This is a genomic window from Leisingera sp. ANG-Vp (genome assembly GCF_000813725.1).
Lineage (GTDB): Bacteria > Pseudomonadota > Alphaproteobacteria > Rhodobacterales > Rhodobacteraceae > Leisingera.
Map to the genome: position 1 here is coordinate 68,518 of NZ_JWLD01000063.1, position 25,968 is coordinate 94,485.

General features: G+C 60.4%; 26 protein-coding genes. 17 read left to right on the top strand and 9 right to left on the bottom strand.

Annotated features, from left to right (window positions below):
- Positions 1-142 precede the first annotated feature (142 nt).
- Positions 143-631, top strand: coding sequence for a helix-turn-helix transcriptional regulator (locus RA20_RS24785; protein WP_052249070.1), 489 nt, complete (start codon positions 143-145; stop codon positions 629-631).
- A 619-nt stretch (positions 632-1,250) separates the two neighbouring features.
- Here RA20_RS24785 and RA20_RS18830 read toward each other — a convergent pair.
- Positions 1,251-2,267 (bottom strand): D-cysteine desulfhydrase, encoded by a 1,017-nt coding sequence (locus RA20_RS18830; protein ID WP_039132323.1) that lies wholly within the window; start codon positions 2,265-2,267, stop codon positions 1,251-1,253.
- A 121-nt stretch (positions 2,268-2,388) separates the two neighbouring features.
- On the opposite strand from RA20_RS18830, the gene RA20_RS18835 reads away from it, so the two are divergent.
- Positions 2,389-3,285, top strand: a complete 897-nt coding sequence (locus tag RA20_RS18835; protein ID WP_039132405.1) for a LysR family transcriptional regulator — start codon at positions 2,389-2,391, stop codon at positions 3,283-3,285.
- On the opposite strand, the gene RA20_RS18840 is transcribed toward RA20_RS18835, so the two are convergent.
- Positions 3,280-4,164, bottom strand: coding sequence for a LysR family transcriptional regulator (locus RA20_RS18840; RefSeq protein WP_039132325.1), 885 nt, complete (start codon positions 4,162-4,164; stop codon positions 3,280-3,282). The genes RA20_RS18835 and RA20_RS18840 overlap by 6 nt on opposite strands.
- A gap of 217 nt (positions 4,165-4,381) precedes the next feature.
- Here RA20_RS18840 and dctP point away from each other — a divergent pair, with 217 nt between their 5' ends.
- The 4 genes from dctP (at position 4,382) to RA20_RS18860 (ending at position 8,020) form a co-directional block, all read left to right on the top strand.
- On the top strand, positions 4,382-5,377 hold the full coding sequence (gene dctP, locus RA20_RS18845) for a TRAP transporter substrate-binding protein DctP (protein ID WP_039132328.1): 996 nt from the start codon (positions 4,382-4,384) through the stop codon (positions 5,375-5,377).
- 74 nt (positions 5,378-5,451) lie between these two features.
- Entirely contained in the window at positions 5,452-5,961 is a 510-nt protein-coding gene (locus RA20_RS18850) for a TRAP transporter small permease (protein ID WP_039132331.1), read from the top strand.
- On the top strand, positions 5,961-7,262 hold the full coding sequence (locus RA20_RS18855; RefSeq protein ID WP_039132332.1) for a TRAP transporter large permease: 1,302 nt from the start codon (positions 5,961-5,963) through the stop codon (positions 7,260-7,262). The genes RA20_RS18850 and RA20_RS18855 overlap by 1 nt, the downstream gene beginning before the upstream one ends.
- On the top strand, positions 7,262-8,020 hold the full coding sequence (locus tag RA20_RS18860) for an alpha/beta fold hydrolase (RefSeq protein ID WP_039132334.1): 759 nt from the start codon (positions 7,262-7,264) through the stop codon (positions 8,018-8,020). Before RA20_RS18855 ends, RA20_RS18860 begins: the two co-directional genes overlap by 1 nt.
- A 66-nt stretch (positions 8,021-8,086) precedes the next feature.
- Here the strand turns inward: RA20_RS18860 and RA20_RS18865 are convergent, their stop codons facing one another.
- A complete protein-coding gene (locus tag RA20_RS18865; RefSeq protein WP_193748874.1) occupies positions 8,087-8,965 on the bottom strand; it encodes a LysR family transcriptional regulator in 879 nt (292 codons plus the stop codon).
- Positions 8,966-9,040: 75 nt separating this feature from the next.
- Between RA20_RS18865 and acdA the strand changes: the two genes are divergently transcribed.
- From acdA to RA20_RS18890, 5 genes are all read left to right on the top strand, one after another.
- Positions 9,041-10,264: a 3-sulfinopropanoyl-CoA desulfinase gene (acdA, locus tag RA20_RS18870; RefSeq protein WP_039132407.1), complete on the top strand. Its 1,224-nt coding sequence runs from the start codon at positions 9,041-9,043 to the stop codon at positions 10,262-10,264.
- A gap of 1 nt (position 10,265) precedes the next feature.
- Positions 10,266-11,894 carry a thiamine pyrophosphate-binding protein gene (locus tag RA20_RS18875; RefSeq protein ID WP_039132339.1) on the top strand — a complete coding sequence of 543 codons (1,629 nt, stop codon included), beginning with the start codon at positions 10,266-10,268 and terminating at the stop codon, positions 11,892-11,894.
- A 198-nt stretch (positions 11,895-12,092) separates the two neighbouring features.
- Positions 12,093-13,421 carry an efflux RND transporter periplasmic adaptor subunit gene (locus RA20_RS18880; RefSeq protein ID WP_193748875.1) on the top strand — a complete coding sequence of 443 codons (1,329 nt, stop codon included), beginning with the start codon at positions 12,093-12,095 and terminating at the stop codon, positions 13,419-13,421.
- A gap of 5 nt (positions 13,422-13,426) precedes the next feature.
- A complete protein-coding gene (locus RA20_RS18885; RefSeq protein WP_082018059.1) occupies positions 13,427-14,227 on the top strand; it encodes an ABC transporter ATP-binding protein in 801 nt (266 codons plus the stop codon).
- Positions 14,214-15,449, top strand: coding sequence for an ABC transporter permease (locus RA20_RS18890; protein WP_039132341.1), 1,236 nt, complete (start codon positions 14,214-14,216; stop codon positions 15,447-15,449). The genes RA20_RS18885 and RA20_RS18890 overlap by 14 nt, the downstream gene beginning before the upstream one ends.
- Positions 15,450-15,529: 80 nt before the next feature.
- On the opposite strand, the gene RA20_RS18895 is transcribed toward RA20_RS18890, so the two are convergent.
- The 4 genes from RA20_RS18895 to RA20_RS18910 all read right to left on the bottom strand — a co-directional run bounded on the left by RA20_RS18895 (position 15,530) and on the right by RA20_RS18910 (position 18,561).
- Positions 15,530-15,775, bottom strand: coding sequence for a hypothetical protein (locus RA20_RS18895; RefSeq protein ID WP_152618550.1), 246 nt, complete (start codon positions 15,773-15,775; stop codon positions 15,530-15,532).
- An 84-nt stretch (positions 15,776-15,859) separates the two neighbouring features.
- On the bottom strand, positions 15,860-16,108 hold the full coding sequence (locus tag RA20_RS25490; protein ID WP_152618551.1) for a hypothetical protein: 249 nt from the start codon (positions 16,106-16,108) through the stop codon (positions 15,860-15,862).
- 246 nt (positions 16,109-16,354) lie between these two features.
- Positions 16,355-17,149: a helix-turn-helix transcriptional regulator gene (locus tag RA20_RS18900; protein ID WP_082018060.1), complete on the bottom strand. Its 795-nt coding sequence runs from the start codon at positions 17,147-17,149 to the stop codon at positions 16,355-16,357.
- Between the two features lie 1,004 nt (positions 17,150-18,153).
- Positions 18,154-18,561 carry a universal stress protein gene (locus RA20_RS18910; RefSeq protein WP_039132351.1) on the bottom strand — a complete coding sequence of 136 codons (408 nt, stop codon included), beginning with the start codon at positions 18,559-18,561 and terminating at the stop codon, positions 18,154-18,156.
- Between the two features lie 180 nt (positions 18,562-18,741).
- Between RA20_RS18910 and RA20_RS18915 the strand changes: the two genes are divergently transcribed.
- Both RA20_RS18915 and RA20_RS18920 read left to right on the top strand, forming a co-directional pair.
- Positions 18,742-19,587 carry a universal stress protein gene (locus RA20_RS18915; protein ID WP_039132353.1) on the top strand — a complete coding sequence of 282 codons (846 nt, stop codon included), beginning with the start codon at positions 18,742-18,744 and terminating at the stop codon, positions 19,585-19,587.
- A gap of 55 nt (positions 19,588-19,642) precedes the next feature.
- Complete coding sequence (locus RA20_RS18920) at positions 19,643-20,473, top strand: formate/nitrite transporter family protein (protein ID WP_039132355.1); 831 nt, start codon at positions 19,643-19,645, stop codon at positions 20,471-20,473.
- Between the two features lie 25 nt (positions 20,474-20,498).
- Here the strand turns inward: RA20_RS18920 and RA20_RS18925 are convergent, their stop codons facing one another.
- Both RA20_RS18925 and RA20_RS18930 read right to left on the bottom strand, forming a co-directional pair.
- The gene (locus RA20_RS18925) at positions 20,499-21,644 is read right to left on the bottom strand and encodes a site-2 protease family protein (RefSeq protein WP_039132357.1); all 1,146 of its coding nucleotides are present in this window, start codon (positions 21,642-21,644) and stop codon (positions 20,499-20,501) included.
- Between the two features lie 57 nt (positions 21,645-21,701).
- Positions 21,702-22,415 carry a VIT1/CCC1 transporter family protein gene (locus RA20_RS18930; RefSeq protein ID WP_039132414.1) on the bottom strand — a complete coding sequence of 238 codons (714 nt, stop codon included), beginning with the start codon at positions 22,413-22,415 and terminating at the stop codon, positions 21,702-21,704.
- 396 nt (positions 22,416-22,811) lie between these two features.
- Between RA20_RS18930 and RA20_RS18935 the strand changes: the two genes are divergently transcribed.
- The 4 genes from RA20_RS18935 to ccoN all read left to right on the top strand — a co-directional run bounded on the left by RA20_RS18935 (position 22,812) and on the right by ccoN (position 25,964).
- A complete protein-coding gene (locus tag RA20_RS18935) occupies positions 22,812-23,231 on the top strand; it encodes a group III truncated hemoglobin (RefSeq protein ID WP_039132359.1) in 420 nt (139 codons plus the stop codon).
- A 95-nt stretch (positions 23,232-23,326) separates the two neighbouring features.
- Positions 23,327-24,064, top strand: coding sequence for a DUF2189 domain-containing protein (locus RA20_RS18940; protein WP_039132361.1), 738 nt, complete (start codon positions 23,327-23,329; stop codon positions 24,062-24,064).
- Entirely contained in the window at positions 24,065-24,355 is a 291-nt protein-coding gene (locus tag RA20_RS18945; RefSeq protein WP_039132363.1) for a DUF1971 domain-containing protein, read from the top strand.
- A complete protein-coding gene (gene ccoN / locus RA20_RS18950) occupies positions 24,345-25,964 on the top strand; it encodes a cytochrome-c oxidase, cbb3-type subunit I (RefSeq protein WP_039132365.1) in 1,620 nt (539 codons plus the stop codon). The genes RA20_RS18945 and ccoN overlap by 11 nt, the downstream gene beginning before the upstream one ends.
- The last annotated feature ends 4 nt before the right edge of the window (positions 25,965-25,968 follow it).

Genomic DNA, 25,968 nt, shown 5'->3' on the forward strand with positions numbered 1-25,968 from the left:
TGCGCAGCAAAATATGCACAGCATGTGCACCTTTTACCTTTCGTGAGATTGAATTCTCTATCAGGCAAGGTGTATGTCACTGACAGTGTAATAAGACGCTGGAGCATTGCTCTTCGGCATTATCGCAAGAAAAAAGACAGTGATGAGCAACGGCAACAAGATCAAAGCAGCCTTTTTCCTTACCGTAATTTGCACAGTTCTGATGCTGATCGAAGGCGCAATAGAAATCGCGGAGCCTGCCTGGTGGGCGGCTTGGGAAGACTATCATTTCCTCGAACTTTTCATCACTCTAGGTTTGCTTGCCGCTATCGGCTTTCTCAGCGTTGAGTTCCGGGCAATGCGCCAGGCTACTGATACCCTTGAAGAAAAACTCAAAATTGCCTCTGGATCGTTCAACCGGCTGCTAGAGGCGCATTACGATAGCTGGGCACTGACGCCTTCCGAACGGGAAGTTGCGCGGCTGGTGCTTAAAGGGTGCTCCAATGCTGAAATTGCAGAGATCCGCAATGCCGCGACTGGAACAATCAAGGCGCAAACCCATGCGATCTATGCAAAGTCTGGGCTGTCAGGAAAAAGCCAGCTGATGGGCTTCCTGCTTGAAGAGCTGACGGATGGACACTCTTTGAATTAGACTGTGTGGCGGAAACCGCCTGTAGTCTCATTTTCTTCTCGAAAAGCTGCAGGAATTTGCTGCCAGGTCTGGCTAGGATAGGCCTGCTGCACAGGGGCTTAGGTTTGCCGTCCAAACCGGCGCACTTGCTTTCGCCACCGTTCGATTTCTTGAAGCTGCTCTGCGGCCCTCAAATGCAGACGCAAAAACTGTTTCGGCCGGCTGTAAGGAAACCAATTGCGGCTTTGCACATGCCTGGCCTGTTAACCTCCCGCGCAGTATCCGGTTTTCTTAGTGGCGGCTGACGCGCAGCAGTACCAGAAACCGGGTTCTGATAGCTGACCGGATGGCCGGCGGATCTTTCAGCTGGAGAGGTGCCAGCTGTGCTGCTGCGGAGCGGAAGCGCGCCTGGCTGTGCAAATGAAGCCTGCAGACTCTAAGGGGCGTCCCCGCAGAATACGGGAACCGCAGGGATCGCCGTCAGGCGGAGATGGATCACGTGCGGCGGCGTGCCTGACGGCGATCCCGATGGAGCACACTACGCCGGGCGGCTTGCCCGGCATAGTGCCTGTTCAACCTAGAGGCAGGCTTTGGAAGCGTCTGTGCTGCCACAGTCCATGCCGATAGAAGGGATCTGGTGTCAGGATACCCAGCGTGCGGTGTGATCAAAGGCGGAATCATATCCGAAAAGTGCCGCCGCGCCGCCGGTATGCAGAAAGACAACCCGCTCGCCTTTTTTGAAATGGCCCTTGCGGATCAGATCGATGAAGCCGGCAGCCCCTTTGGCCGAATAGACCGGATCAAGCAGGATCGCCTCCAGCTCAGCGAACATGCGAATTGCTTCCTGCCCGCTTTCGGTGGGAATCCCGTAACCTTCGCCGACATAGTCGGTATTGGCCACCACATCTTCCCGCTGAACCACACCGGCGCATCCGAGCTTTTCTGCTGTGGCACAGGCCAGGTTGTAGACGTTCTCTTCCTGCTTGGGCTTGGGCGCGCGAACGCCAATGCCCAGGAGCGGGATCTGTGCGTTCATCGCCTTGAGACCGGTGATCAGCCCGGCTTGGGTGCCTGCGGACCCGGTTGCATGAACGATATGGTCGATCTTCAGCCCGCCGGCATTGGCCTGCTGCAGGATCTCGAAGGCGCAGTTCACATAGCCAAGCGCGCCGGTGGTGTTGGAGCCGCCGCCGGGGATGGTGTAGACCTTCCTGCCATCGGCGCGGAACTTCTCGGCCACCGCTTCCATCTCGGCGTTCATGTCCAGGCCGCCGGGGCGTTTCTCGGTGGTGGCGCCGTGCAGGTGGTCCAGCAGAACGTTGCCGTTGTGGTTGTAGTTGGCGTTGTTGGAACCGGTGCGGTCTTCAAGCAGGATGTGGCAGTCCAGACCCAGCTTGGCGGCAAAGGCGGCGGTCTGGCGGGCGTGGTTCGACTGGGTCGCGCCCTGGGTCATGACCATATCGGCACCCTGCAGCTCAGCTTCTGCCATCAGGAACTCCAGCTTGCGGGTCTTGTTGCCACCGGTCGACAGGCCAGTGCAGTCATCCCGTTTGATCCAGATTTCCGGCCCGCCCAGTTCCTTGGTCAGCCGGTCCAGGCGCTCCAGCGGAGTGGGGAGGTGGGCGATAAAGCGGCGTGGGAAGCGGGCGAGATGCATGTGGAGTCTCCTAAGTTGGCTTTTTGGCAACTTAGATCCGTCATTGAGGTCAAACTAATGCTTATTGCAGAAGATAACTTGCACATCTTGCATGTTGTGGCCCGCCTCTTATGCTGCGTGCATGCAGTTGGATTGGATCGAAGACATCTTGGCGGTGATCGACACCGGGTCGCTGGCGCGGGCGGCAGAGCGGCGGTTTCTGACCCAGCCTGCTTTTACCAGGCGGGTGCGCAGCATCGAAGAGCGGCTGGGAACACCGCTGTTTGACCGCTCCCGCAAACCGGTGACCATCCTGCCCGGCGTGATGGCGATGGAGCCGGAGCTGAGGGAGCTGGGTGCCCGGCTGCGGCGGCTGGAGCGGGATCTGAAAGTATCGGTCGAGCGCGGCGGCCATGGGGTCACCTTTGTGTGCCAGCATGCCCTCACCACGGCGGTATCGCCGTGGATCGTGAGACAGCTGGCTGAGACCCAGGACCTGCCGGTACGGGTGCGCTCAGGCAATGCGGATGCCTGCCTGATGCAGCTGTTGTCGGGGGAGGCGGATTTTGCCGTGACCTATGACTGGCCCGAAGCGCCGGGGCCGGGCATTCCGCTGACCTTTGAAAGCGAGATCCTGGGATATGACCGGCTGGTTCCGGTCTGCGCCCCTCATCTTCTGGACGGCGCGGGCCGTGAAGAGCTGCCCGCTGTCACCTATCCGCCGGATGTGTTCCTGGGACGCGTCTTTGCGCACAGCATTGCGCCGGTGCTGGCGGAGGGCATCAGCCTTGTATCCAAGGTCGAGACCGCTTTGACCCTGGCAGCTTGTGAATATGCTCTGGATGGCATTGGCGTTGCCTGGCTGCCGTTGACTTTGGTCAAGGCGCATATCGAGACTGGCCGCCTGGTGCAGGCCGGATTCTTGCCGGATCAGAAACTCAGAGTGCTTCTGGTCCGCCTGCCGGGCCCCCATGGAGGCCAGAGCGAGGCCGCATGGCGGCATTTGACGGCGGCATCGGCGGTGCCGCTGCTGTCATAGCGCGTCCCAGACCTGCATGCCGGTTTTGTCCAGCCGGTCCAAAGAGCAGAACAGCGAAAGGGTCAGCTCTGCCTGCCACTCGGGGCCGCCGATCCGGGTGACCTGGCCGGAAGCAAGTTCCTCTGCGACCACGCTTTCGGGCAGCCAGGCCATGCCGCTGCCTGCCAAAAGCCGCCGTTTGATCGCCTCTGTCAGCGCATCCATGTAGCACAGCGAGAGCGGCGGGGTGCGGCTGCCGATGGTCTGGTCAACGACCGACCCGAGAAAGCTGCTGGGATCATAGCCCAGATAGGGGATAGGCGTGCGGCTGCTGCCATCCAGATCCCAGCTTTGGTCGCGGGCTGTTTGGGTGAGGGCAACCGGCAGCATCTGTTCAGTGCCGATGTCCTTGCGGGCGAATTGCTCCTCTTCGAATACGGGCTGCACGTCCTTGTGCTTGTAATAAAGCAGGAAATCGCAGGTGCCTTCGGACAGCAGCTGGCAGCAGGTGCGCAGGTTGTCAGAATAGATCCGCACCCGCAGGTTGGGGATGGTGTCTTCGAACTCGGCAATACGGCGCGACAGGTAGTTCACCGAAATCGTATGCAGCACCGCAATCCGCTGGAAGGCGGTGCGGCCCTGCTCCTGCGCCCGCAGGGTCTGGCGGATGTCCGTCAGGTCGGCAATCATCGCCTGCGCCACGGGCAGAAACTGCTGTCCGGCTTCAGACAGCTGCACCGGATAGCTGGAGCGCTGAATCAGCGGCACCCCGAGCCAGTTTTCCAGAGATTTGATCCTCCGGCTGAAGGCCGACTGGGTGATGTTGCGCTCCTCTGCGGCCCGGGTGAAATTCAGCGTCCGGGCCAGGCAGGTGAAATCTCTGAGCCAGTTAATGTCCAAATTCGCCCCTCCATAAGACGACAAGATACTGTAACAAAACAACTATGCAAGTTTTGCATGATTTTATGAGGTATTTGAGTTGGCCTGTTCCCATTGGCGCCGCTTAGCCTTTTGGCCAGGTAACCCCGGGTCTTTGGCCGCAATGTGCAACGGGAACGCCAAGGGCAAAGCGGTAAGGAGAACCGCAAGGGAAGGCCCGCACCATTGGGAGGAAAACATGACGAAAACACTGAAATCAGCCGTGACCGCTGCGGCAGCTCTGGCCGCAGGCCTGACCGCCAGCGCAGTATCGGCGGAGACCACGCTGCGGCTCAGCACCTATGTGAACGAATCCGATATCCGCTATGAGGGCTTTACCCATTTTGCGGATCTGGTGGCTGAGAAAACCGGCGGCTCGGTCAAGGTTGAGGTCTTTGCCTCGGCCACGCTGCACGGCTGGTCCGAGGGGGTCGATTCGGTGCAGGGCGGCGTCTCTGACATCAGCTGGATCAACGCTGACAACCGTCTGCCGTGCTACGCTGTGACCTCCCTGTATCCGGCTGAGGTCAGCCTGGAGGATCAAACCGGACTGGACGCGGCCTATGCCGGGCTGATCCGCGATGAAGCTGCGAATGCGGGTCTCGTTCCGCTGTTTAACTCCAACTATTCCTACGACCAGGAATGGTGGTTCGAAGAACCGGTTGCCGACATCGGCAACCTGGAGGGCAAGCTGGTCCGCTCGATCGGGCCGCTGGTCAGCATGATGATCGAAACCTGGGGCGGCGAGCCGGTGTTTGTGGCTCCCAAAGAGGTGTTCCAGTCGGCAGAACGCGGCGTGGTTGATGGTATCAACATGGGCGTGGCCACCTACAGCTCGTGGAAGCTGTGGACCGTGATGCCCTATATGGTCAACGCCAACCTGTTCTACGGCAACATCCAGTACATGATGAACAAGAACAAGTTCGACGCGCTGACAGCCGAAGAGCAGGCGGCGCTGACCGCAGCGGCGGCCGAGACCGAAGCCTGGCTGCAGCCGCGCTATGAAGCCTGGGTCGACCAGCAAGTGGGTAATGCTGTGATGGCAGGCGGCGGTGCCGCGGTGTCTATCTCCGACGAGCAGCGCGCATCGCTGATCGCCAGTGTCAAGCCCAAGTGGGACGAGACCGTGAACGAGGCCTGCGGCATGGAAATGGCCAACAGCATCCGTTCCCTGCTGGCAAGCCACGCGCCGTAATCCGGCGCTAGTCCCGGCAGCCGCATGGGATGGGGCTGCCGGGACTCCTTTCAAGTTCGAAGAAGAGGCCTGTCATGGATGACGGTTTTGACCGCCTGATCCGCAAGGTTGAACATGCTGTGGTCTGGCTCGCAGGGGCAGGGGCTGTGGTGGTTCTGGTTCAGATGCTGTGGATCTCATACGGTGTGTTTGTGCGCTACGGGCTGGGCAAGCCGGACCGGATGGTGACCGAGGCCACAGCGCTTTTGCTGTTTCCGGTGGCCTTTGCCGGCCTCGCATACGCGCTGCGCGAGGATGCCTTTCCCAAGGTCACCATGCTCACCGATCTGCTGCGCCCAGGCGCGCGGCGGCTGTTTGATATTCTCAATCACATTCTGATGCTGGGCGTGGGCAGCTTCTTTGCCTATGCCGGTGTCAGTGCCACGATCCGCTCATTCAATTCGGGCGTTGCTTCGGAAATCCTGCATTGGCCCCGCTATGCTTTTTGGGCCCCGGGCGCCACCGCGCTGGTGCTGTTCTCACTCTATACCGCGTTGCGTCTGATCCGCCTGATCCGCACGCCGGCCCTGTCGGGAGACCTCTAATGGAATGGTATACTGTCGGCCTTGGCCTCTTGGGCCTGTTGATGCTGTTCATCACCATCGGACTGCCAATCCCCTTTGCCCTTGCAGCCGCTTCGCTGCCGTTCCTGTGGCAGATCCAGGGCTGGCAGACCTCTATCGTTTCGTCCGAACTGAAGCTGTGGGGCGTATGGATCGACTATATTCTGCTGGCGGTGCCGCTGTTTGTCTTCCTTGGAGAACTGATAGGCAGGTCCAGTATCGGGCCGAATCTCTACCAGTTTCTGCACCAGGGGGTACGGATCAAGGGCTCTGCCGCCTATGGCTCAATCGGTGCCAGCGCGGGTTTTGGCGCGGTCTGCGGCTCCTCCATGGTGGGGGCACTGACCATCGGCGGCGTGGCTCTGCCCGAGATGCTGCGGCTGGGGTATGGCAAACGCCTGTCCAGCGGCGTGCTGGCGGCCGGCGGCACCCTGTCGGTGCTGATCCCGCCCAGCCTGATCCTGCTGTTCTATGGCATCGTGACAGACCAGAGCATTGGCGATCTGTTCATTGCAGGCGTTATTCCCGGGCTGATCCTGGTGTCCAGCTTTGTGGTTGTTGTGCTGGTCTGGGGCATGCTCAAGCCCGAAGACATTCCCGGCACTGAAGATGCCGGAAAAATGCCCTTGCGGATGATCCTCAGCACTGTTGGGCCCGTGATTGTGATCGGCCTGGTGATTACCGTGGCGATATATGCAGGCATCGCCACCCCGACAGAGGCGGCAGCCGTTGCAGCTCTGCTGACCGTGATCCTGGCCTTCCTGGTAGGCGACCTCAGCCTGCAGGGGTTCAAGGACGCGATCTTTGCCACCATGCGCACCATGGGTTACCTGGGGCTGCTGCTGTCGGCAGGGGTGCTGTTCGGCTTTGTGCTGACCTATTACCGCGTGCCGCAGCAATTTACCGAACTGTTCCTGTCCTTTGAGCTGTCGCCCTATACGGTGCTGGCCATCGTGCTGGTGTTCTACATCATCCTCGGCATGTTCCTTGAGCCGGTGTCGATGACCTTTATCACCCTGCCGACGATCTATCCGCTGATGCATGCCGCTGGTTTTGACCTGATTTGGTTCGGCGTTGTCTACACCATCACTATGGAGATCGCGGTGCTGACGCCGCCTGTGGGGCTGAACCTCTATGTGATCCAGGCCATCGGCCGCGAACAGGTGAGTATCGGCGACGTGATCATGGGCTGCCTGCCTTTCATCGCGGCGATGATCCTGCTGATCTCTATTCTTATTCTGTCGCCCGATGTGGCGCTGTGGCTGCCGGAGCAAATGCGCTGATGCCGAACTTGCCTTATCTGCGGGCCGGTAAGGGGCCGGTGCTTGTACTGGTGCATGGCTACCTTGGCGGAGCTGCGCAGTGGAAAAAAGAAATCGAGGCCTTCAGCCGGGATTTCGATGTCATCGCGCCCAATCTGCCGGGCTTTGGCGATGCGGGCGGCCTGGAAGGCTGCGAAACGATCAACGGCATGGCGCAATCCGTGCTGGCGCTGCTGGACCACCTTGGCGTCGAGGAGTTCATCCTGATGGGCCATTCCATGGGCGGCATGATCGCCCAGGAAATGGCGGCTCTCCGGACGGCTTCGGTGCAAAAGCTGGTGCTGTACGGAACCGGGCCGCTGGGGCTGATGCCGGACCGGTTCGAGCCAATCACTGTTTCACGCGAAAGGCTGCAGGCGGATGGCGTGGCCAAAACCATCGAACGTATCGGTGCGACCTGGTTCAAGGCAGGAAGCAAGGCCAAGGGATACCCGCTGCTGACCGACATCGGAGCGCAGGCCAACCCGCAAGCTGCCCTCGCCGCCCTTGGTGCAATGGCCGGCTGGGACGGCCGCGCCGCCCTGTCCAGGCTGACGATGCCAACGCTTGTGGTCTGGGGCGATTCCGACAAGTCCTACCGCTGGCCGCAGGTCGAGTCGCTTTGGACGAATTTGCCCAATGTCTGCTTGTCTGTCGTGCCAGGTGCGGCCCATGCAGTGCATTTAGAAAAGCCGTCTCTGTTCCATACGCTGCTATCAGATTTTCTCGGCGAAAACTGAGCATTGCAGATCAATTGAGGCAATGTGCTCCAACTTGGCTGCAGCACATTGCTTGAACTGCGCAAGCTAGTCCGGCGGCGGCAGAAGGCTGCGGAAAATTCGTAAGATCTCGTCGTTCCAGTGACGGTTCAAACCTTCCTGGCGAGAAACCAGGGCGAGTTCCCGGAACATGCGTTTTGCGTGGTCAGTGATGATGTGCACACGTTCGTCACTGCATCTTTCAACGTCCGGCGCAGGGAGCAGTGTGTAGCCCAGGCCGCTTTTTACGAATTCCATCGAGGCTTCGAGGTTGTCGAGAATTGTGGTTTGCTTTGGCTGTTCTGTGTTGTCTTTCAAGTAATCTGCGATCAGGTTGCCGATCCCGGTCGAGGGGCGGAAGTGGATGAACGGCAGCAGGCGGGAAACGTCTTCCAGCGGCCGCCCGGCGTAACTTTTGGGGACCGCGTAAACCATCTCTTCCTGGTGAATCGTGTCAAACCGGAGATCTGGAGGTGCTTGGGGGACCCGTGTCACCACCGCGGCATCCAGCAGTCCGAGATGCACCTGTTCAAACAGCTGCTCGGATAAGCCAGTGCTCAGGGCGAATTCTGCGCTGGGCGCGATGCGGGAGATTTGCGCCATGAAATGCGGCAATAGCCGGACACTGGCCGAAGAAATCATGCCAAGCCGGAAACGCCCGGTCAATTCACCATCCTTTCCGCACAATGCGATGAGTTCACTTTGTTCTTCCAGGACACGAAGAGCCTTGGCGGCGACCTTGCGTCCCAATGGTGTCAGCTTCGGCGGTCGGAAACTGCGGTCAAAGAGTTGAGCATTCAGTTCGGTTTCCAGGGATTTCATCTGCATGCTCAGCGCCGACAGCGTCATGTTTTGAAGCTCTGCCGCCTTGCTGAAGGACTGAACCTGGTTGATCCGGACGAGCGTCTCCAAAGCGCGTGTATTCATAACTTCAACTTTGCTGAATATGATATGCATATTTATTAGATTGATCTGAATAAGTCTAGCGCCATGATTGGCGGCATGGAACACACATCATCGACAGAAGCTTATCGGGCGATTGCACGGGATTTGGCAGTGAAGTTTGCACCGCGTGCTGCTGAGTGGGACAGGAGCCGCAGTTATTGCTGGCAGAATGTTCGGGACCTTGCCCAAGCCGGTATCATGGGCATGACCATCCCGGTCGAATACGGCGGCAAGGGGGCCACTTACTACGACACGGTGGTGGTGATCGAGGAGATCGCCAAAGCCTGTACTTTGAGTGCGCGTATTGTTGTCGAAGCCAATATGGGCGGGATCAGTGCGGTGATGCTTTATGGAACAGACGAACAGAAGCGTCTGTCCGCTGCTCAGGTGCTGTCCGGTGACAAGCCGGCGATCTGTATCACTGAGCCCGGGGCCGGCAGCGCTGCGACTGAGATGACCACCACCGCGCGCCGGGTCAATGGCGGTTATGTTCTGAATGGTTGCAAGCACTGGATTACGGGCGGCGGGGTTTCGAAACTGCACGTGATCTTCGCCAAGGTTCTGGATGAGGACGGCGAAGAGCAGGGTATCAGCGGCTTTCTGGTGATAGTTGACCCTGAAAACGGTATTGAGCCAAAGGGCTTCAAGGTCGCCGGCCGCGAGCACACACTGGGTCTATGCGGAATGCCCGAAGCGGAACTGGTGTTCGAAGATCTGCATGTTGAGGATGATATGGTCCTGACCTTTCCTTCCGGGTTCCGCCGCGGTTTTGCCGAACTGATGAGCGCCTACAACAGCCAGCGCGTCGGTGCGGGCACAATCGCCATGGGCGTGGCCGCCGGTGCCTTGGAGCACGCCAAGCGGTATCTCAAAGAGCGGCACCAGTTCGGGCGCCCCTTGGCCGAATTCCAGGGTCTGCAATGGATGCTGGCCGACATGGATGCCGCAGTGCATGCTTCGCGTCTGATGCTGCATGAAGCCGCGAAGTCGCGCGGACCTGGCGGTTCGCCTTTTCCAGACATCATGATGGCGGCCCGCGCCAAGGCTTTTGCCACCGAATTGGCCATCAAGGTGGTGAATGATGCGCTGCAGATATTCGGCGCCCGCGGCTACGGCGGCAAAGAGCCGATTGAGCGGATGTACCGTGATGTGCGCATGTTCACCATCGGCGGCGGAACCGTGCAGGTGCTGAAAACCCAGGTTGCGGGCCAGCTTCTGGGCATGAAAACGCCTCAAACTCGGGATGGATACAGCAAATTGGCCGCACAGGCGGGAGAGTGAGATGCCGGAAGTGAACGGACCAGTGCGCGCGGCAGATCTTGTGGCCCGCAGACTGTATGAGGCCGGGTGCCGCTATGCTTTCGGGATGCCCGGAGGCGAAGTGCTGACAATCGTGGATGCACTGGAGCAAGCAGGCATTCGGTTCGTCCTCTGCAAACACGAAAACAACGCTGGCTTTATCGCTGAGGGCGTCCATCACCGCGACGGCGCCCCAGCGATCCTGGTGGCGACTGTTGGACCGGGCGTGGTCAACGGAGTGAATGTGGTTGCCAATGCTATGCAGGACCGTGTGCCGATGATCGTGCTTTCCGGCTGCGTCGATGCAGATGAGGCGCAGACCTACACCCACCAGGTGTTCGACCACCAGCAGGTCTTCCGCTCGATCACTAAGGAAACGTTCCGGCTTTCCGCCGACAGCGCTGATATTATTGCCGATAAGGCAGTCAGCATTGCACGGGAGGGCCGGGCCGGGCCGGTGCATATTGATGTGCCGATCTCAGTCGCGGACGAACGTGTCAGCCCGGCCATTCTTCGGCGCCGTCCGGCGGCCGTGCGGGCGGTGCCTGCCGAGGGCTCAGATCTGGATCAGGCCCGCCGCTGGCTGGCGGCGGCGAAACGTCCGGTGATGATTGCCGGGCTCGATGCTGTTGCCGAAGGTGCGGGCGCCGGTATCCGCGCGTTCTGCGAGGCTTTCGGCGTGCCGCTGATTACCAGCTACAAGGCCAAGGGAATCGTACCGGAAACGCATGAATTATGCCTGGGCGGAGCCGGTCTTTCGCCGAAAGCCGACAAGCATCTTCTGCCGTTCATCCGCGAGGCTGATCTGATCATCTGCGCAGGCTATGATCCAATCGAGATGCGGAGCGGCTGGCGGGAGGTCTGGGATCCGGCGTCGGTCAATGTGATCGACATCGCGGCGGTGCCGAATACCCACTACATGCATCAGGCCAGCTTGAATTTTGTCGCGGCAACCGGTGAAACCCTGATGCTGCTGGGACAGGGCGTTACGCCGCAGGCGACCTGGGCTGAAGGCCAGCTGACTGCCGTGAGGTCGGCGCTGGCCGGGGCATTTCCAACGGATGCCGAATGGGGCCCTGCCGCCATCATAGATGAATGCCGCAAGGCCCTTCCGGACACTGCACTGGCCACGGCGGATTCGGGCGCACACCGTATTCTGCTCAGCCAGATGTGGGACTGTCATGAGCCGCGCGGGCTGATCCAGTCGTCGGCGCTCTGCACCATGGGCTGCGCGGTTCCGATGGCGATAGGCGAAAAACTGGCGTCGCCGGACCGGCCGGTCATCTCCTTTTCCGGCGATGCGGGCATGCTGATGGTCGCTGGGGAATTGTCAACTGCAGCCGAGCTGGGCAGCAGCCCGGTTTTTGTAGTTTTTGTCGATGCTTGTTTGTCGCTGATCGAGCTCAAACAGCGTCAGCGCCAGATGGCCGGCAACGGTGTCGGTTTCGGCAAGCACGACTTTGCCGCGCTTGGCCGTGCCTTTGGCGGCGAGGGTCATACGGTGACAACCCGGCAGGAGTTGCGCACAGCACTCGAAGCCGCGCAATCCTCCGATGCGTTCACCGTCATTGCTGCCGTAATCAAACCCAGGGCCTACGATGGGCTGATCTGAGACTGGGACAGGAGCGCAGTTATTGTCGCGCGCCCGGCTTGCCGGACCCGCTGCGCGGCCGCTTGAACCGTGGCGATATGCCTTCAGCCTTCCAAATCCGCAGACGGAACTGGGTTTTACTCTGCCTGTCACCGAATAAGTTTGGCAGAACCCGGGAACTCATTGAAAATTCAGGCCCAAAATGGCATGGTTGGCTTTATGCTGAAGTTGTTCCCGATAACTTTGGCCCTTTTGGCCCTGACCGCTTTTGTTTCACTGCGGCCGGAGCCTGGCACGGAAACAACTTACCTCTCACATCCCGTAGAACATGGCCCGCTGATCGAACTGGTGACGGCGACCGGGACCCTGGATGCGCTGATAAAAGTGGATATCAGCTCGCAAGTTTCAGGCCGGATCACCGAGGTGAAAGCCGGATTCAACAGCCGTGTCAGCAAGGGCGAGACTCTGGCCATCATTGACCGTGAAGGGTTTCAGGCGCGTGTCGAAGAAGCGCGAGCGGCGGTCGAAATCGCGTTGGCGGCAGTCGAAGTCCAAAGTGCTACGCTTGAAAAGGCCGCGGTAGACATCGAAACAGCCCGGCAGGAGCTGAACGTTTTCCACGCCAGAATTGATCAGGCCGCTGCCGATCTCTCGCTCGCGCGGGCACGGCTTGCCCGCAGGGAAGCCTTGCAGAAGAACGGGACCGTCTCGGCGGCTGATGTGGAAGATGACCAGAGTGCGGTGCTGAGCGCAGAAGCGCAGCTGCGCGAAGCGGAAGCGCAGCTGGCAGCGGGCAGCCAGAGGATCGAGGCGGCACGGGCCGAACACGCCCGGGCCCGGGCGGAACTTGCAGGGGCGCGGGCGAATGTGCCTCAGCGCCAGGCGGCCCTGCAACTGGCCCAGGTCGAATTGGAGCGCACGGCGATCCGGGCTCCGATCGATGGGGTTGTCATCGACCGCAGTGTGGATGAGGGGCAAACCGTTGCCGCAACGCTGGAAGCGCCAAAGCTGTTCACGATTGCTGAGGAATTGAGCCGGATGGTGGTTCACGTCAGTGTGGATGAGACCGACATCGGACACATTCGAACCGGCCAGTCAGCCGTGTTCGCCGTTGATGCTTACCCGGCGAAGCAATTCTCAGGGACTGTGAGCGAAATCAGGAAATCAGCGAAAGTTTTTCAGAACATTGTCACCTATACCGTGGTTCTGAATACGGAAAATCCGGGCGATCTTCTGTTCCCGGGCATGACTGCACTGGTCGACATAGCGATCCGCGAGACCGCTCCGGCCCTGAAAGTGCCAACCAGCGTATTGGCTTTCCAACCCTCCCAGGAAGGCCTGGCGCAGGACACTGTCGGGCAGCCGGTTGTCTGGCGTCTGGATCAATCCGGCACTCCGGAGCCTGTGGCGGTTCTGACTGGCGAGCAGGATGCCAGCCACACGGCGGTGATCTCGGAACACCTCAAGGAAGGCGATCTGGTCATCAGCGGTGAAATCAAGACGCAAGCCGAAAGCCGATTGCAGCAGATCTTCCGGAACTGGTGGTAGAGCCCATGTTCATCGAAGCTCGAAACATCTGCAGAAGCTACCGGACCGGCACGTCGCGGGTTGAGGCGGTTCGCAGCTGTTCTTTTTCCATGGCCGCTGGGGAATTCCTGGCGATCACCGGTCCAAGCGGATCCGGAAAATCCACTCTGATGTCCATTCTTGGCCTGCTGGAGCGGCCTAGTTCCGGCTCCCTCTGGTTTCGGGGAAAGGATACGGGGGAGATGCCGGCCGGCATTCGCGCCAGGCTTCGTAACCAAGAGCTTGGGTTTGTGTTCCAGTCATACAATCTGCTGCCCCGCCTCACCGCCTTGGAGAATGTGGAACTGCCAATGATCTATGCGGGACTGCGGGCGGCCAAGCGCAAGAGCCGGGCGCGTGCTTTGCTCCGCAAGACCGGGCTGGAAGACCGCCGGAACCACTTTCCCAGCCAGCTGTCAGGCGGCGAACAGCAGCGGATTGCCATCGCCAGGGCACTGGCCAACGGCCCGGGACTGATCCTGGCGGATGAGCCGACTGGAGCGCTGGACAGTGAGAAGGGCGGGCAAATCCTTGCTTTGTTTCAGGAGATCAATGCCGAAGGGCGCTCAATAGCGGTCATTACACACGATGAGGATGTTGCCCGCCGCGCGGACCGTATTCTCCGCATGAAAGACGGTGAAATCATCGGTGATGAACAGGTGGACCCGGACAGCCGGGAGCAACCTGACTCTTTGGCCCGGTTTGTCCGGCATCCAACTGGCGAGGGCGAGCCAGCCTCCAGTGAAGGCACCGGTAAGACCGGCGGAGGCGGCAATGCCCCTGTTTGAAAGCCTCAGGCTTGCCTTGCGGGCGTTGAAGGCAAACCTGCTGCGCAGTTTTCTGACGATGCTGGGCATTATTGTCGGGGTCACCTCGGTTGTGGCGATGGTGGCCTTTGCGGCTGGTGCACAGCGGGAGATCGACCGGCAGATCAAAACGCTTGGCGCCAATGTGCTTATGATCGTGCCGGAATTGAACCGGGGAACCGATGCAAAGGCGGGCCTGTACCAAGCGGCTATCCTGCGTGAAGCCGACGCGGAGGCGATAGAGGTGCATATCCCTCAGGTCATTGCCGCGGCGCCTTCCGCCCGGGCAGAGCTGCAAGTGATCAACAGGAACCGCAACACCTGGGTCACCGTCAACGGCACGACAGCGCGCTATTTCACCATCCGTGAATGGCCGCTGACCCGCGGGCGGCTGTTTTCCAGCAAAGAGCAGGCAAACGCTGGCAAAGTAGCCCTGCTGGGACAGGACACTGCTGAAAAACTGTTCGGGGACAGCGATCCGGTCGGCCAGACCATCCGCATTCTTTCGGTGCCGTTCGAAATCATCGGCATCCTGGCGGAGAAAGGCACTTCGGGTTCCGGGCGGGCGCAGGATGAAATCATCTTCATTCCGATCAGCACCGCGCAACGGCGGCTGTTCGGGAGTGCAAATCCGGTGCATCGCGGTTCAGTCGACTATATTTTGGCCAAGGCGTCTTCGGGTGCGGCGGTGCCATTGGCAGAACAGGAGACCGCAAGGCTGCTACGGCAAAGGCACCGGATTCCGGCGGGCCGCGCAGACGATTTCCGTATTGTCGACCCCGCCTCGCTGATGGAGGCCCGGCACGCTGCTTCGCGGACCATCGGCTGGCTGCTGGCGGGTATTGCCGGTGTCTCGCTGGTGGTGGGCGGGATCAGCATTATGAACATCATGCTTGTCTCGGTCACAGAACGCACCCGCGAGATCGGGCTGCGGATGGCAGTTGGTGCCCGTGCCCGCGATGTTCAGTTCCAGTTTCTGATGGAGGCGGTGCTGCTGTGCTTCCTGGGCGGGCTGATCGGACTCGCTGCCGGGGCTGCACTGGCCTTTGGTGCCAGCAAACTGGCTGGCTGGCCGGTGTTTCTGAGCCCGCTGTCGCTGATCGGCGCGGTTGGCCTGGCTTCGGCTGTGGGGATGGTGTTCGGTTTCTTCCCGGCGAGGCGCGCATCGCGCCTGGATCCGGTGACGGCCCTGCGGATGGAATGACTGGAAAAAGGCGCCCCCACGAGGGAAGGGGCGCCTTGCTGGCCACATTCTATCCGGCTGAGGCAGCCGGAAACGATGTGTCAGTTCGGGTCAACGTCTCTACGATGGTCTTCATCCGGCTCGCCGCGGAAGTTCACGTTTTTCCGGCAGATCCACTCACCACGGCGGTAGATCAGAACTTCAGCATCATTGCCTTCGCCATTGTTGCCGCAGCGGCGCTCTGCCAGTTCCCGTTCAGTTGGCTTGTTTTCATTGTCGCCGTCTGCAAATGCTGCGGGTGCGCAGAACCCGGCCATAACCGCGGTAATCACGAATAGTTTTTTCATAACAGCCTCCAGTAATTAACAGAGATTCTCTGTGAACAGAAAGCATCCAATTGGATTGGGCGGCTTTCTGCTTCCAGACGGGTATTAATCCGGCACGTTTCCTGAGTTGCCGGGATCCTGATCGCGGGGATGATCTTCAGGCGCATTCGGCCCCTTAATGCACCTCAGGGTACGGGGGTGAACAGCTTCTGCCCCGTTACCATGACCGTGATTGGTGCATTTGGCGATAGCCAGCAGATAAGGGTCCTGCCCAACCTTCAAACCATTGTCTGCAATTGCTGCAGGTGCGCTGAACCCGGCTATAAGAGCCGTAACAATGAATAGTTTCTTCATAACAGCCTCCACAGTTAACGAACCCCGCCAATGAACCAGAATTACGGGCAATCTGCATCGCTCAGATAACCGGTCTGCCGCACAGGGCATGCCCCTCAAACTAGGGGCAGAATTCGCGCCAAACAGGAACCTGCTTCCAGCGCATTCCGGGAAGTTGCAGACGCACATCAACTGGCTGGAATCAGTCACAAAACTTGACCGAATTGCTGCACCGCCAAAGACCTCTCCTTTGGCGGCTCCCAGGAACTAGTGCTCAATATGCGCAAGCAATGAGACCAGCTCTCCCTGGCGGTGGGTGTTGGTTTTCTGGAACACCGCGCGCAAATGACTGCGGGCGGTCCAGATGGAAATGTTCAGCTTCTGGGCCGCCTGCTTGAGGCTCAGCCCATTTGACAACTGCACGGCGACCGAAGCTTCGGAGGGCGTCAGATGAAACTCCTGCTGCAGCAGTTCTGCGCTGACGCCCGGCTGATTTTCGACTTCCCGGATGCTGAGCAAAGACATCGCCCCATCCAGTTTCTGCCGGAAAGCAGGCGGAAGAGGGATCACATCAATGTAGACGGACCTCTCATCGGATATCGGCAGCCTGACAGGCGGCGGCAATGGCTTTGCGGAGGTTTCGTCATATTCCATCCCGGCCCGGATCAGCCTGGACAGTTTCGCGTTTTGAAGCGGGTCCCGGATCCGTATGTTTTCCCAATGCAGCACCAGGTGGCAGGCCGGGCTGCCATTCAGCACAAGATCCAGATGAGCCAGATTGCCGGTTTCATCCAAAGCCATCAGCCCATGGCTCTTGCCGCCGAGAAGTTCGGTCCATTGTTCCAGCCAAACAGAAGCCAACGTGCTGCCCCCTCCATCACGTTTCGCGGTAATCGCAACCGGCTCGAATTGGCCTCGGGTGTGAAATGCTATTGGGAATCCGCTGCGGCAAAAGATGTTTGGCGAAGAAAAAAGTTCATTGCCCCAAGCGCAGCCAGCGGGCAGGCCCTCACTTCTGGCAGTAATGCCCTGCGATCCACTTGCACTTCTTACATATTCCATACTTCATATGCTCGGAAATGTAAATCAAAGGGTTGCCGGGGAGCGTAGGGAGGTTAGGAGGGGAATTCAGTTAATGTGTTTTAAATCAATGCCTTGTGTATTTTTCACCAAGCTGAAAGCGGTGGCCTGCAACGGCCACCGCTGAGCTTGCCTCTCCTGCACTCAGTCGGGTGCTATACTGCATTCCTTCGGTGGAATTTGACCTTCTGGCAGATGAGAGAAAAACGGGGCGCCCAGAAGATGGCCAACTTCAATGGCGTGCAGGCCCTGCCCGCCTTCAGAAAGGGGCCCATGGTCCTCCTTGGACACGTTGCCGACTCCGCGTCTTCCGCCCTCGCCGGGATCAGGTGTGAAAAAACCGTGAGCAGATGAGTGTTTTCCCATAATGCCGTGCTGCCCCATATGAGCTGCCAGCTCCCCCCAGCATCTGTTGAGTTTGGCCTCAGGTGCAGCTAAGGCCGCGGCGGCTGCCAGAGAAAGTGCTGCTGCAGTTCCAATTAGTAATCTGTTCAATTTCCCCTCCTTTTGAATTTCTTTCTAGTTGAGGGATTAAATTACCAAATCACCGGGCGCTGCCGCATCACTCAAGAATGTGATTGATTGTATTAGGTTTCTAACAAAAACGCGCTAGAGCTTTGGTGTTAAAGAAAGAAATTCCGCAGGTTCAAAAGTGTTCTTTACGCAGTTTGAGCCGGGATTGACAGGCTGCCTTGGCGCATCAGCAAACCCTTCCGGGTTCACAAAGCTAGGGAAGCCGGGAAGCCCCGAAGGGATCTTGGGGCCAGAAGCAGCCCTCACTTGTTGCCGCAATTGCTGCTCGTTGGAACTCGAGCCTTAAAGCGTACAGGCGGCGAACTGCACCTGCTGGAAGCCCTTGTTCGCAGCGGGTGAAGCTTGCTGCCGGGCGGCAGAAGCCCGGTTGCGGGCTGGCTGGACAGTTTGCGGGCCGCCGTTTTGCTGACGGCAAGGCCGCCCGGTGGCGCGTGACAGCTGCCGGATCACGGCTACCGGATAACAACCACGGTGCATTTGGCGTGGCGCACAACCCGCGCCGCCGTTGAGCCTAGGAAGTAGTCCTGCAAGCCGGGGCGGTGCGAAGCAATGACGATGCAGTCCGCGCCATGTGCTTCGGCGTAGTCGTTGATTGTGCGCCCTGCATGGCCGGTTACCACATCCGCCTTGACATCCTTGACCCCGCCCAGATCCGCTTTCAGAGCCGTCAGCATTTCCGCCCGGGTGTTTTCCAGCAGGCCCTCCGGCAGCTGCTGAACCACATAGCCGGGGATTTCGTCGGCCACTGTCAGCGCGGTGATCCTGGCGCCGCCATCCGCAAGCAGGCGGGCGGCCTCCAGGGAGCGGGCCGTGTCGGCACCGTGTTCCGGTGCAATGGGAACCAGAATATGTTTGTACATGGTGCTCCTCCTCAGATGCAGTCCGATAGTAAATCGGTCCCCAACGGCCTGCATTGACAGAGATTAACTGCCCTTCCGGCAAACGCTTGATCAGGATCATGGCGCCCGACGGGCGAGCTGATCTACTGACGAAAGCGGTGCGCTCTCCGCCTGCCGCGAACCAGTTCACGGAGGCCCGCCATGCAACGCAAAACCTCATTATTCGTGCTCGCTGCTGACATCGGCGATGAAGCCGTCACCGCCGCCGCCGAGGCGGCGCAGCGCGAAGACGCACACCTGGCTTGCCTGCTTTTGGATAACCTGCCTTCCAGACCATACTTCGCTTACAGTGCAACGGGCTTCGGTGCGGCTGCGATGCCGGCAGACTGGGTTGACCGCCTCAGAGACGCAAGGCAGGCCGCAGAAACCCGTTCTGCAGAGGTGAATGCTCTCCTTGCCCGCAGCCGCTGCTCCGGCGGCGTGCAATATGCTGTCTGCGCCGGCGCGGACATTCGCATGCTTTGCGCCCAGCGGGCGAAAACCTGTGACATCGCGCAGTTTGCCGATGGCCTCAGGAGCCACGAGGATGTCTTTCACGAAGCGCTGCACGGCCTCTTGTTCCAATCACCCGTTCCGGTGATCATGAACGGCACGCCTTTTGCCGGCTACAGCCGCGTTTTCCTGGCCTGGGACAGCAGCCTCGCCGCCTCGCGCGCGGCCCATGCTGCACTGCCCTATCTGTGCCGTGCGCAGGAGGTCGTGATCGGCTGCTTTGAAACCGGAGCCATGGGAGAGCGCGGAGACGAGGACCCGGGGGCTGATGCCGCAGCCTGGCTCAGCCACCACGGTTGCAATGTTACTGTCTCGCAATTCCCCGGCGGCGGGTGTGACGTCGGCCATGGCATCCAGCAGCGCGCCCGCGAAGCCGGGGCCGACCTTGTAGTGATGGGCGCCTACGGCCATTCCCGGCTGCGCGAGGCCGTCTTTGGCGGCACCACCAGAACGATGGTCGGTCAGACGGACCTGCCGGTCCTCCTTGCCCACTGACCGCTAGCGGGTTGCATCCGGACCCCGGCAGCCCCCATAGCCTCAGGAGCCGCCCATGAGCAGCCAGACCCCATTTGACGCCTATAAACCTGCGGAAATCGCAGCATTGGTAGAGACCGCCGGAACAGCCAAGGCCAGGCTGCCGCTGCCGCAGATGTTTGTGCTGGCTATGCTGGCGGGCGCCTTCATCGGCTTCGGCGCGGCGGCGTATACTATGGCTCTCACCGGAGCCGCACCTGTTACGGGGCCGGTCCGTGTGCTGGGCGGCGCGGTGTTCTCTCTCGGACTGATCCTGGTTGTGATCGCCGGGGCAGAGCTGTTCACTGGCAACGTGCTGATGGTGATCGCCGCAGTGGACCGCAAGATCCCTCTGCGCCTGCTGCTGCGCAGCTGGGGTATCGTTTATGCTGGCAATCTGGCGGGTGCCGCCGGGCTGGCTGCTGTTTTTGCCCTGACCGGGCTGCTGGACGGCCCGATGGGCGCCGCCGCCGCTGACATTGCGGAGGGCAAGGCGGATCTGGCGGAGCTCGAAGCATTTGCCCGCGGCGCCCTTTGCAACGCTTTGGTCTGCCTGGCGGTTTGGCTGTCCTTCGCCGCCCGCACAGCGGCGGGGAAAATCCTTGCCATGCTCTGGCCCATTACCGCCTTTGTGCTGCTGGGACTCGAGCACTCTATCGCTAATATGTACTTCTTCCCGCAAGCCTGGGCGGCTGGAGCGGATATCCCCCTTGCCACGGCTGCTGCCAATCTGTTCTGGGTCACATTGGGCAACATCGTCGGCGGCGCGGGCGGTGTCGCTCTGGCTTACTGGTTTGCCTTCTTGGGGGGAACCAGCCAGCAGAAAGACTTCGGGCAGGCTCAAAAGCCGCGTGGGCATAGCCGTTGAAACGGCACGCCTGCTCACACAAGCATCATTCTGTCTTGCCGGCCGGCATCTGAATTTCCTGCAGCACCGCCAGGTACCCCATCAAGTCGGACAGGGTGACGACCCCCAGCAACTGGCGTCCCTCTGCCACCAGAAACTTGCGCCGCCCGGTTGACGAAACTCTGGCCATCAGTTCCGCTGCGGGCATTTCAGGGCTGACTGTATTACTTGCGTCCGCCGGTACATAGACATCACCGACATGGGTTGCCGACCAGTTCTCGCGCGGGGTCTGTGCCAGCAGACCGGTATCGGCATAGCCCAGCAGCACATCGCCCAGCACCACCGGCACAAAACTCTTCCGCCCGCTCAACATCACCTGATCCGCCAGGTGCTGCAGGCTCACCTCCGGCAGTACCGAAACCGGGTCGCATGTCATCAGGAGGGCAACCGTTTTATCTTTGAAGGCGGCTTCCTGCAGTTGGCGGGAATAGGTTCCCTTGGCCGCTGCCAGCACGAAGATCCCGATCAGCACCTGCCATAGCGAGGCAACCGGATTTCCGGAAAACATCCCGATGACGCCGAAGATGATCAGCGCGTAGGCAAACCAGCTGCTGACCTGCGTGGCGAAGGCGGTGGCCTGCAGCAGATCGCGGCTGCGGCTCCACAGATAGGCCCGGAAAATCCGCCCGCCGTCCAGCGGGAAAGCTGGCAGCAGATTGAACACCGCCAGCACCATGTTGATCAGAGCCAGATATTCCAGCACATGATTCAACGCCATGCCCGGCGCCAGCAGCCCGCCCGTCCGGGCCAGCAGCCAGAAGGCAATTGCCAGTGCAAAGCTCATCAAAGGGCCTGCAATGGCGATCCAGAATTCGCTGACGGCGGTTTTAGGTTCTGATCCCAGCTCTGCAACGCCGCCAAAAATGAACAGCGTGATCCCTTTGATCTCGACCCCGAACCGGCGGGCCACCACCGAATGGGACATCTCGTGCAGGATCAGCGAAGTAAAGAAGCCCAGCATAGCAAGCAGCGCCAGCAGGAAATAGACGCTGGCGCTGGCACCGGGATAGACCGCCGGGAAGAACTGCGTCGACAGGCTCCAGGTGATCAGCGCTGCGATCAGGCCCCAGCTTGGGTCGATGCGGATGTCAAACCCTTGCAGGGTGGCGATCTTGAAGGCCTTGGAAAACATGGGCTTCCCTCCGGGCTCCAGTTTAAGCGCAATCCGGCCCGTTCCCCTTGATCCGGCTCAAATCCGGAACAGGCTGCCCGCGAGATAGGCCACGGCAGCGGCACAGGAGCCGATCAGCAGCGTCTCCAGTCCGGATTTCCACCAGGGGGCCAGCGACCAGACGCTCTTGCTGGCACCTATGCCGAAAAACACGGTTCCGGTGGCCAAGGCCGCTGTCAGAAACGGGTCCGGCAGGCCCAGCATGAACGGCAGCAGCGGCACGATGCCTGCCGCCATGAAGGCGGCAAAGGTCGTCACCGCCGCGGCAACCGGACTGGGCTCGGCCGGCGCCAGCCCGTATTCGCTGGTCAGCATCAGCGAGATCCACTTTTCCGGCTTGGCGGCGACGGATTGTACCGCGCCTTCCAGCACTTCGCCGCTCAGCCCCATCGCCTGAAAGATCTGGCGCAGCTCCTCGCGCTCTCCCTCCGGATAGTGCCGTATGTGGCGTTTCTCTACCTCATGCAGGCGCCGCCGGTCGTCCAGATCCGCCTTGGTGCCCAGATAGTTGGCCGCCGCCATGGAAAACCCGTCTGCCAGTACATTGGCGATGCCAAGGGCGATGATCACGGCGGGCGAAAACCCCGCGCCTTCAACGCCTGCGGCAATCGCAAAGGTGGTGACTGCACCATCGATGCCGCCGTAAACCGCATCCTTCAGCCGCCCGGTGCCGTTAGTGCCTGCCAGGCGGCGCGCGATGTCTTCTTTGCTGTGCCCGTGGTCGCCCTTCATGCCTGCAGGATGGCTCAGCCAGGACAGCCCTGCTTTGAGAGAGGTCAAGCTGCTGGAACCAGTCTGGTCCCATGTCCGTTTGCCGGTGCATTTTGCAAACAGATTTCGGCGGACGTCAGAACGCCGCTAGGCGGAAGGGGCATCTCGCAGCAAGTCGGGTATTCGCACCAGCATCTGTGAGCCGAAGCTCCAGACTGTACCGCAATCATTTGCTGCGTTGGAAAACAGTACAGGGCCCAAATCAGGCGGTTTGGCAGAGCCGCGCGTTGAATGAACAGGAGCGATTGTCTGGATTGCGCTGAAACAGCTTCAGCCGGCAGCTGCTCTTATAAATAGGACTTGAGAATGCGTATTTATTAAAATATAGATGCAGGAAACATGTTTGGAGCGATTCCCATGGCAGATGCGCAGCCTCAACGGCCCCGGATGTTCGAAATCACCGCGGCAGAGATCAGCCGGCTGGTGGCCTGTTTCTATGCCCGTATCCGCGCGCATGAGGTGCTGGGGCCGGTGTTCGGGGAGGCCATTTCGGATTGGCCCGGGCATGAGGCAAAAATCGAAGCTTTCTGGCGCGGCGCGATCCTGCGCGAGCCGGGGTACGAGGGCAATCCGATGCAGATCCATTTGGCCAACGCAGCTATCAAACCGGAGCATTTTCCGCTGTGGCTGGAGCTGTTCCGGGATACGGCAAACCGCGAGCTGAAGCCGGAAACCGCGGCTGCGTTTGCAAGCCTGGCCGACCGGATCGGCAACGGGCTGTCCTACGGGATTGAGAATTTCCGCAGGCCCGAAGGGGCGCCGCCGGTTCTGGTGTGAGCAATTTACGGACGGTTGCCGGAAGGCGGCACGCCCGGTGTGTTAGGATGCGAGCCATCCTTCGATCTAGCAAGACCGCAAGAGGAGAGACGAAAATGACCGCAGGCGTCTATTCCAAAGCAAGGGTGATACAAGATGATCCAGGGCAGGTGGTGCAGCGCTGGCTGGTCGCCGGGTGGCGGGATCTGCGCGCCAACCTGGGGTTTTCACTGGGATACGGTGCTGCACTGGTGCTGGCTGGATGGGCGACGATCTGGTTCCTGAACGCCAGCGGCATGGCCTGGATGCTGCTGCCGCTGCTGGCCGGCGGGGTGCTGGTGGGGCCGGTTGCCACGGTCGGTCTTTACGCGGTAGCCCGCGGCAAGCGGGAGGTGGCCTCGAAAGGGCAGATTGCGCTGGTGGGGGCCATTCTGATGGTCTTTGCCCTGACCTGGATCCGGGCGGCCACGGTGCTGTTTGCCATTGTCTATGGGCTGCGGCCCTTTGCCGGTTTCACTGAGACGCTGCAGCTGCTGCTCAGCACGCAGGAAGGCTGGGTGCTGATGGTGGCGGGATCGCTGACAGGCGGGCTGTTTGCAGCGCTTGGCTTTGCGGTCTCGGCCTTTTCCCTGCCGATGCTGGTGGACCGCAAGATCGACGGCTTTTCGGCCATGGGGCTGAGCTTCAACGCCGCCACTCATAACTTCTGGCTCTGCGTCTGGTGGGGCGCGGCCATCACCTTCCTGACCGCCCTGGGCATTCTGACCGGACTGCTGGGGCTTGCGATTGTCTTTCCGCTGCTTGGCTACGCCACCTGGCATGCCTACGCGGATCTGTTCCATGGAGATGCATGAATGTCTGAGGCTCTTCCCAAAGGCGCGGTGCATTACGCCACCTCGCGGTTCACGCAGGACACCTTGCCGGAGAAACTGCGCCAGGATCACAGCACCAAGGCAGGCGTCTGGGGCCAGCTGGCGGTGCAAAGCGGCCGGCTGCGGTTCCGGCGCGAAGACAAGGCAGAAGTGATCGTTGAGGCGGGCGGAACGGCCGTGTTTGCTCCACAGGAGGTGCATTCGGTCGAAGCGCTTGGCGCGGTGGAATTCGAGGTCCGGTTCCACCGGCAGGAGGCATCCGATGCAGCGTAGCGTGAGCTTTGAAAATGCGGCCATTCTTGCAGCCCTGTCCCTGGTGCTGCTGGGCGGGCTGGCCATTCTGGGCTGGGGCGTGCCGCTGGGATATGTGCTGCACGGCTGGCTGATTGCGCTGGCGGCGGGCTGGGGCATCCTGTGGATGCTGAACCGGATCAGCGACGGGCCGGCAGAGGTGCCGCTGGAATATAATGACAAGGTCATCCGCTACGGCGTTATTGCGGCGCTGATCTGGGGGATCATCGGCTTTGCCGTCGGCGACATCATAGCCTGGCAGCTGGCGGTTCCGTCGCTCAATGGCGATATGTCCTGGTCCAACTTCGGGCGGCTGCGGCCGGTGCATACCTCCGGCGTCATCTTCGGCTTTGGCGGCAACGCGCTGATCGCCACGTCCTTCTACGTGGTGCAGCGAACCTCGCGGGCGCGGCTGGCCAGCGAGACGCTGCCTTGGCTGGTGTTCTGGGGCTACAACCTCTTCCTGGTGGTGGCCGCCTCCGGCTATCCGCTGGGCATCACCCAGTCCAAGGAATACGCCGAGCCCGAGTGGTACGCGGATCTGCTGCTGCTGGTCATCTGGATCGGTTATCTGACCCTGTACCTGCGCACCCTGGCGCGGCGGGCCGAGCCGCATATCTATGTGGCCAACTGGTACTACCTGGCCTTCATCGTGGTGATTGCGATGCTGCACACGGTGAACAACCTCTCGGTGCCGGTCTCGATCGCCTATCCCAAGAGCTATTCGCTGTTCTCCGGAACCCAGGATGCGATGACGCAATGGTGGTACGGCCACAACGCGGTGGGCTTCCTGCTGACGGCCGGTTTCCTGGGGATGCTCTATTACTTCCTGCCCAAGGCGGTGAACCGGCCGGTTTATTCCTACCGGATGTCGATTGTCGGCTTCTGGGGGATTACGTTCCTCTACCTTTGGGCCGGCTCGCACCATCTGCATTACACGGCGCTGCCGGATTGGGTGCAGTACCTGGGCATGACCATGTCGATCATCCTGCTGGTGCCCAGCTGGGCCTCGGTCTTCAACGGTATCCTTACCATCAACGGCGCCTGGGACAAGGTGCGCACCGATCCGGCGGTCCGCTTCATGATGGTGGCGGTGCTGTTTTACGGGCTGTCGACATTCGAGGGCTCCTTCATGGCGATCCGCCCGGTGAATTCGCTGAGCCATTACACAGACTGGACCGTGGGCCACGTGCATGCGGGTGCCCTGGGCTGGGTGGCCTTCATCACCTTTGGCGCCATGTACAAGATGGTGCCCTGGGTCTGGAAGCGCGAAGGGGTCTATTCGCTGAAGCTGGAGGCCTGGCACTTCTGGCTCGCCCTGTCGGGCACGCTGATCTACGTCGGCGCGATGTGGAACAGCGGTATCACGCAGTCGCTGATGTGGCAGACCTATGATGCTGATGGCGCCTTCCTTTACTCCTTCCTCGACAGCGTGATCGAGATGCACCCCTACTATGTGGCCCGTGCGGTCGGCGGGCTGCTCTACCTGATCGGGGCCTGTATCGGCGCCTACAACATCTACATGACGGTGAGCGGGCCGCGGAAAACCGAGACCCGGCAATCCGGGCCCCTGGCCCAGCCTGCGGAGTAACGCC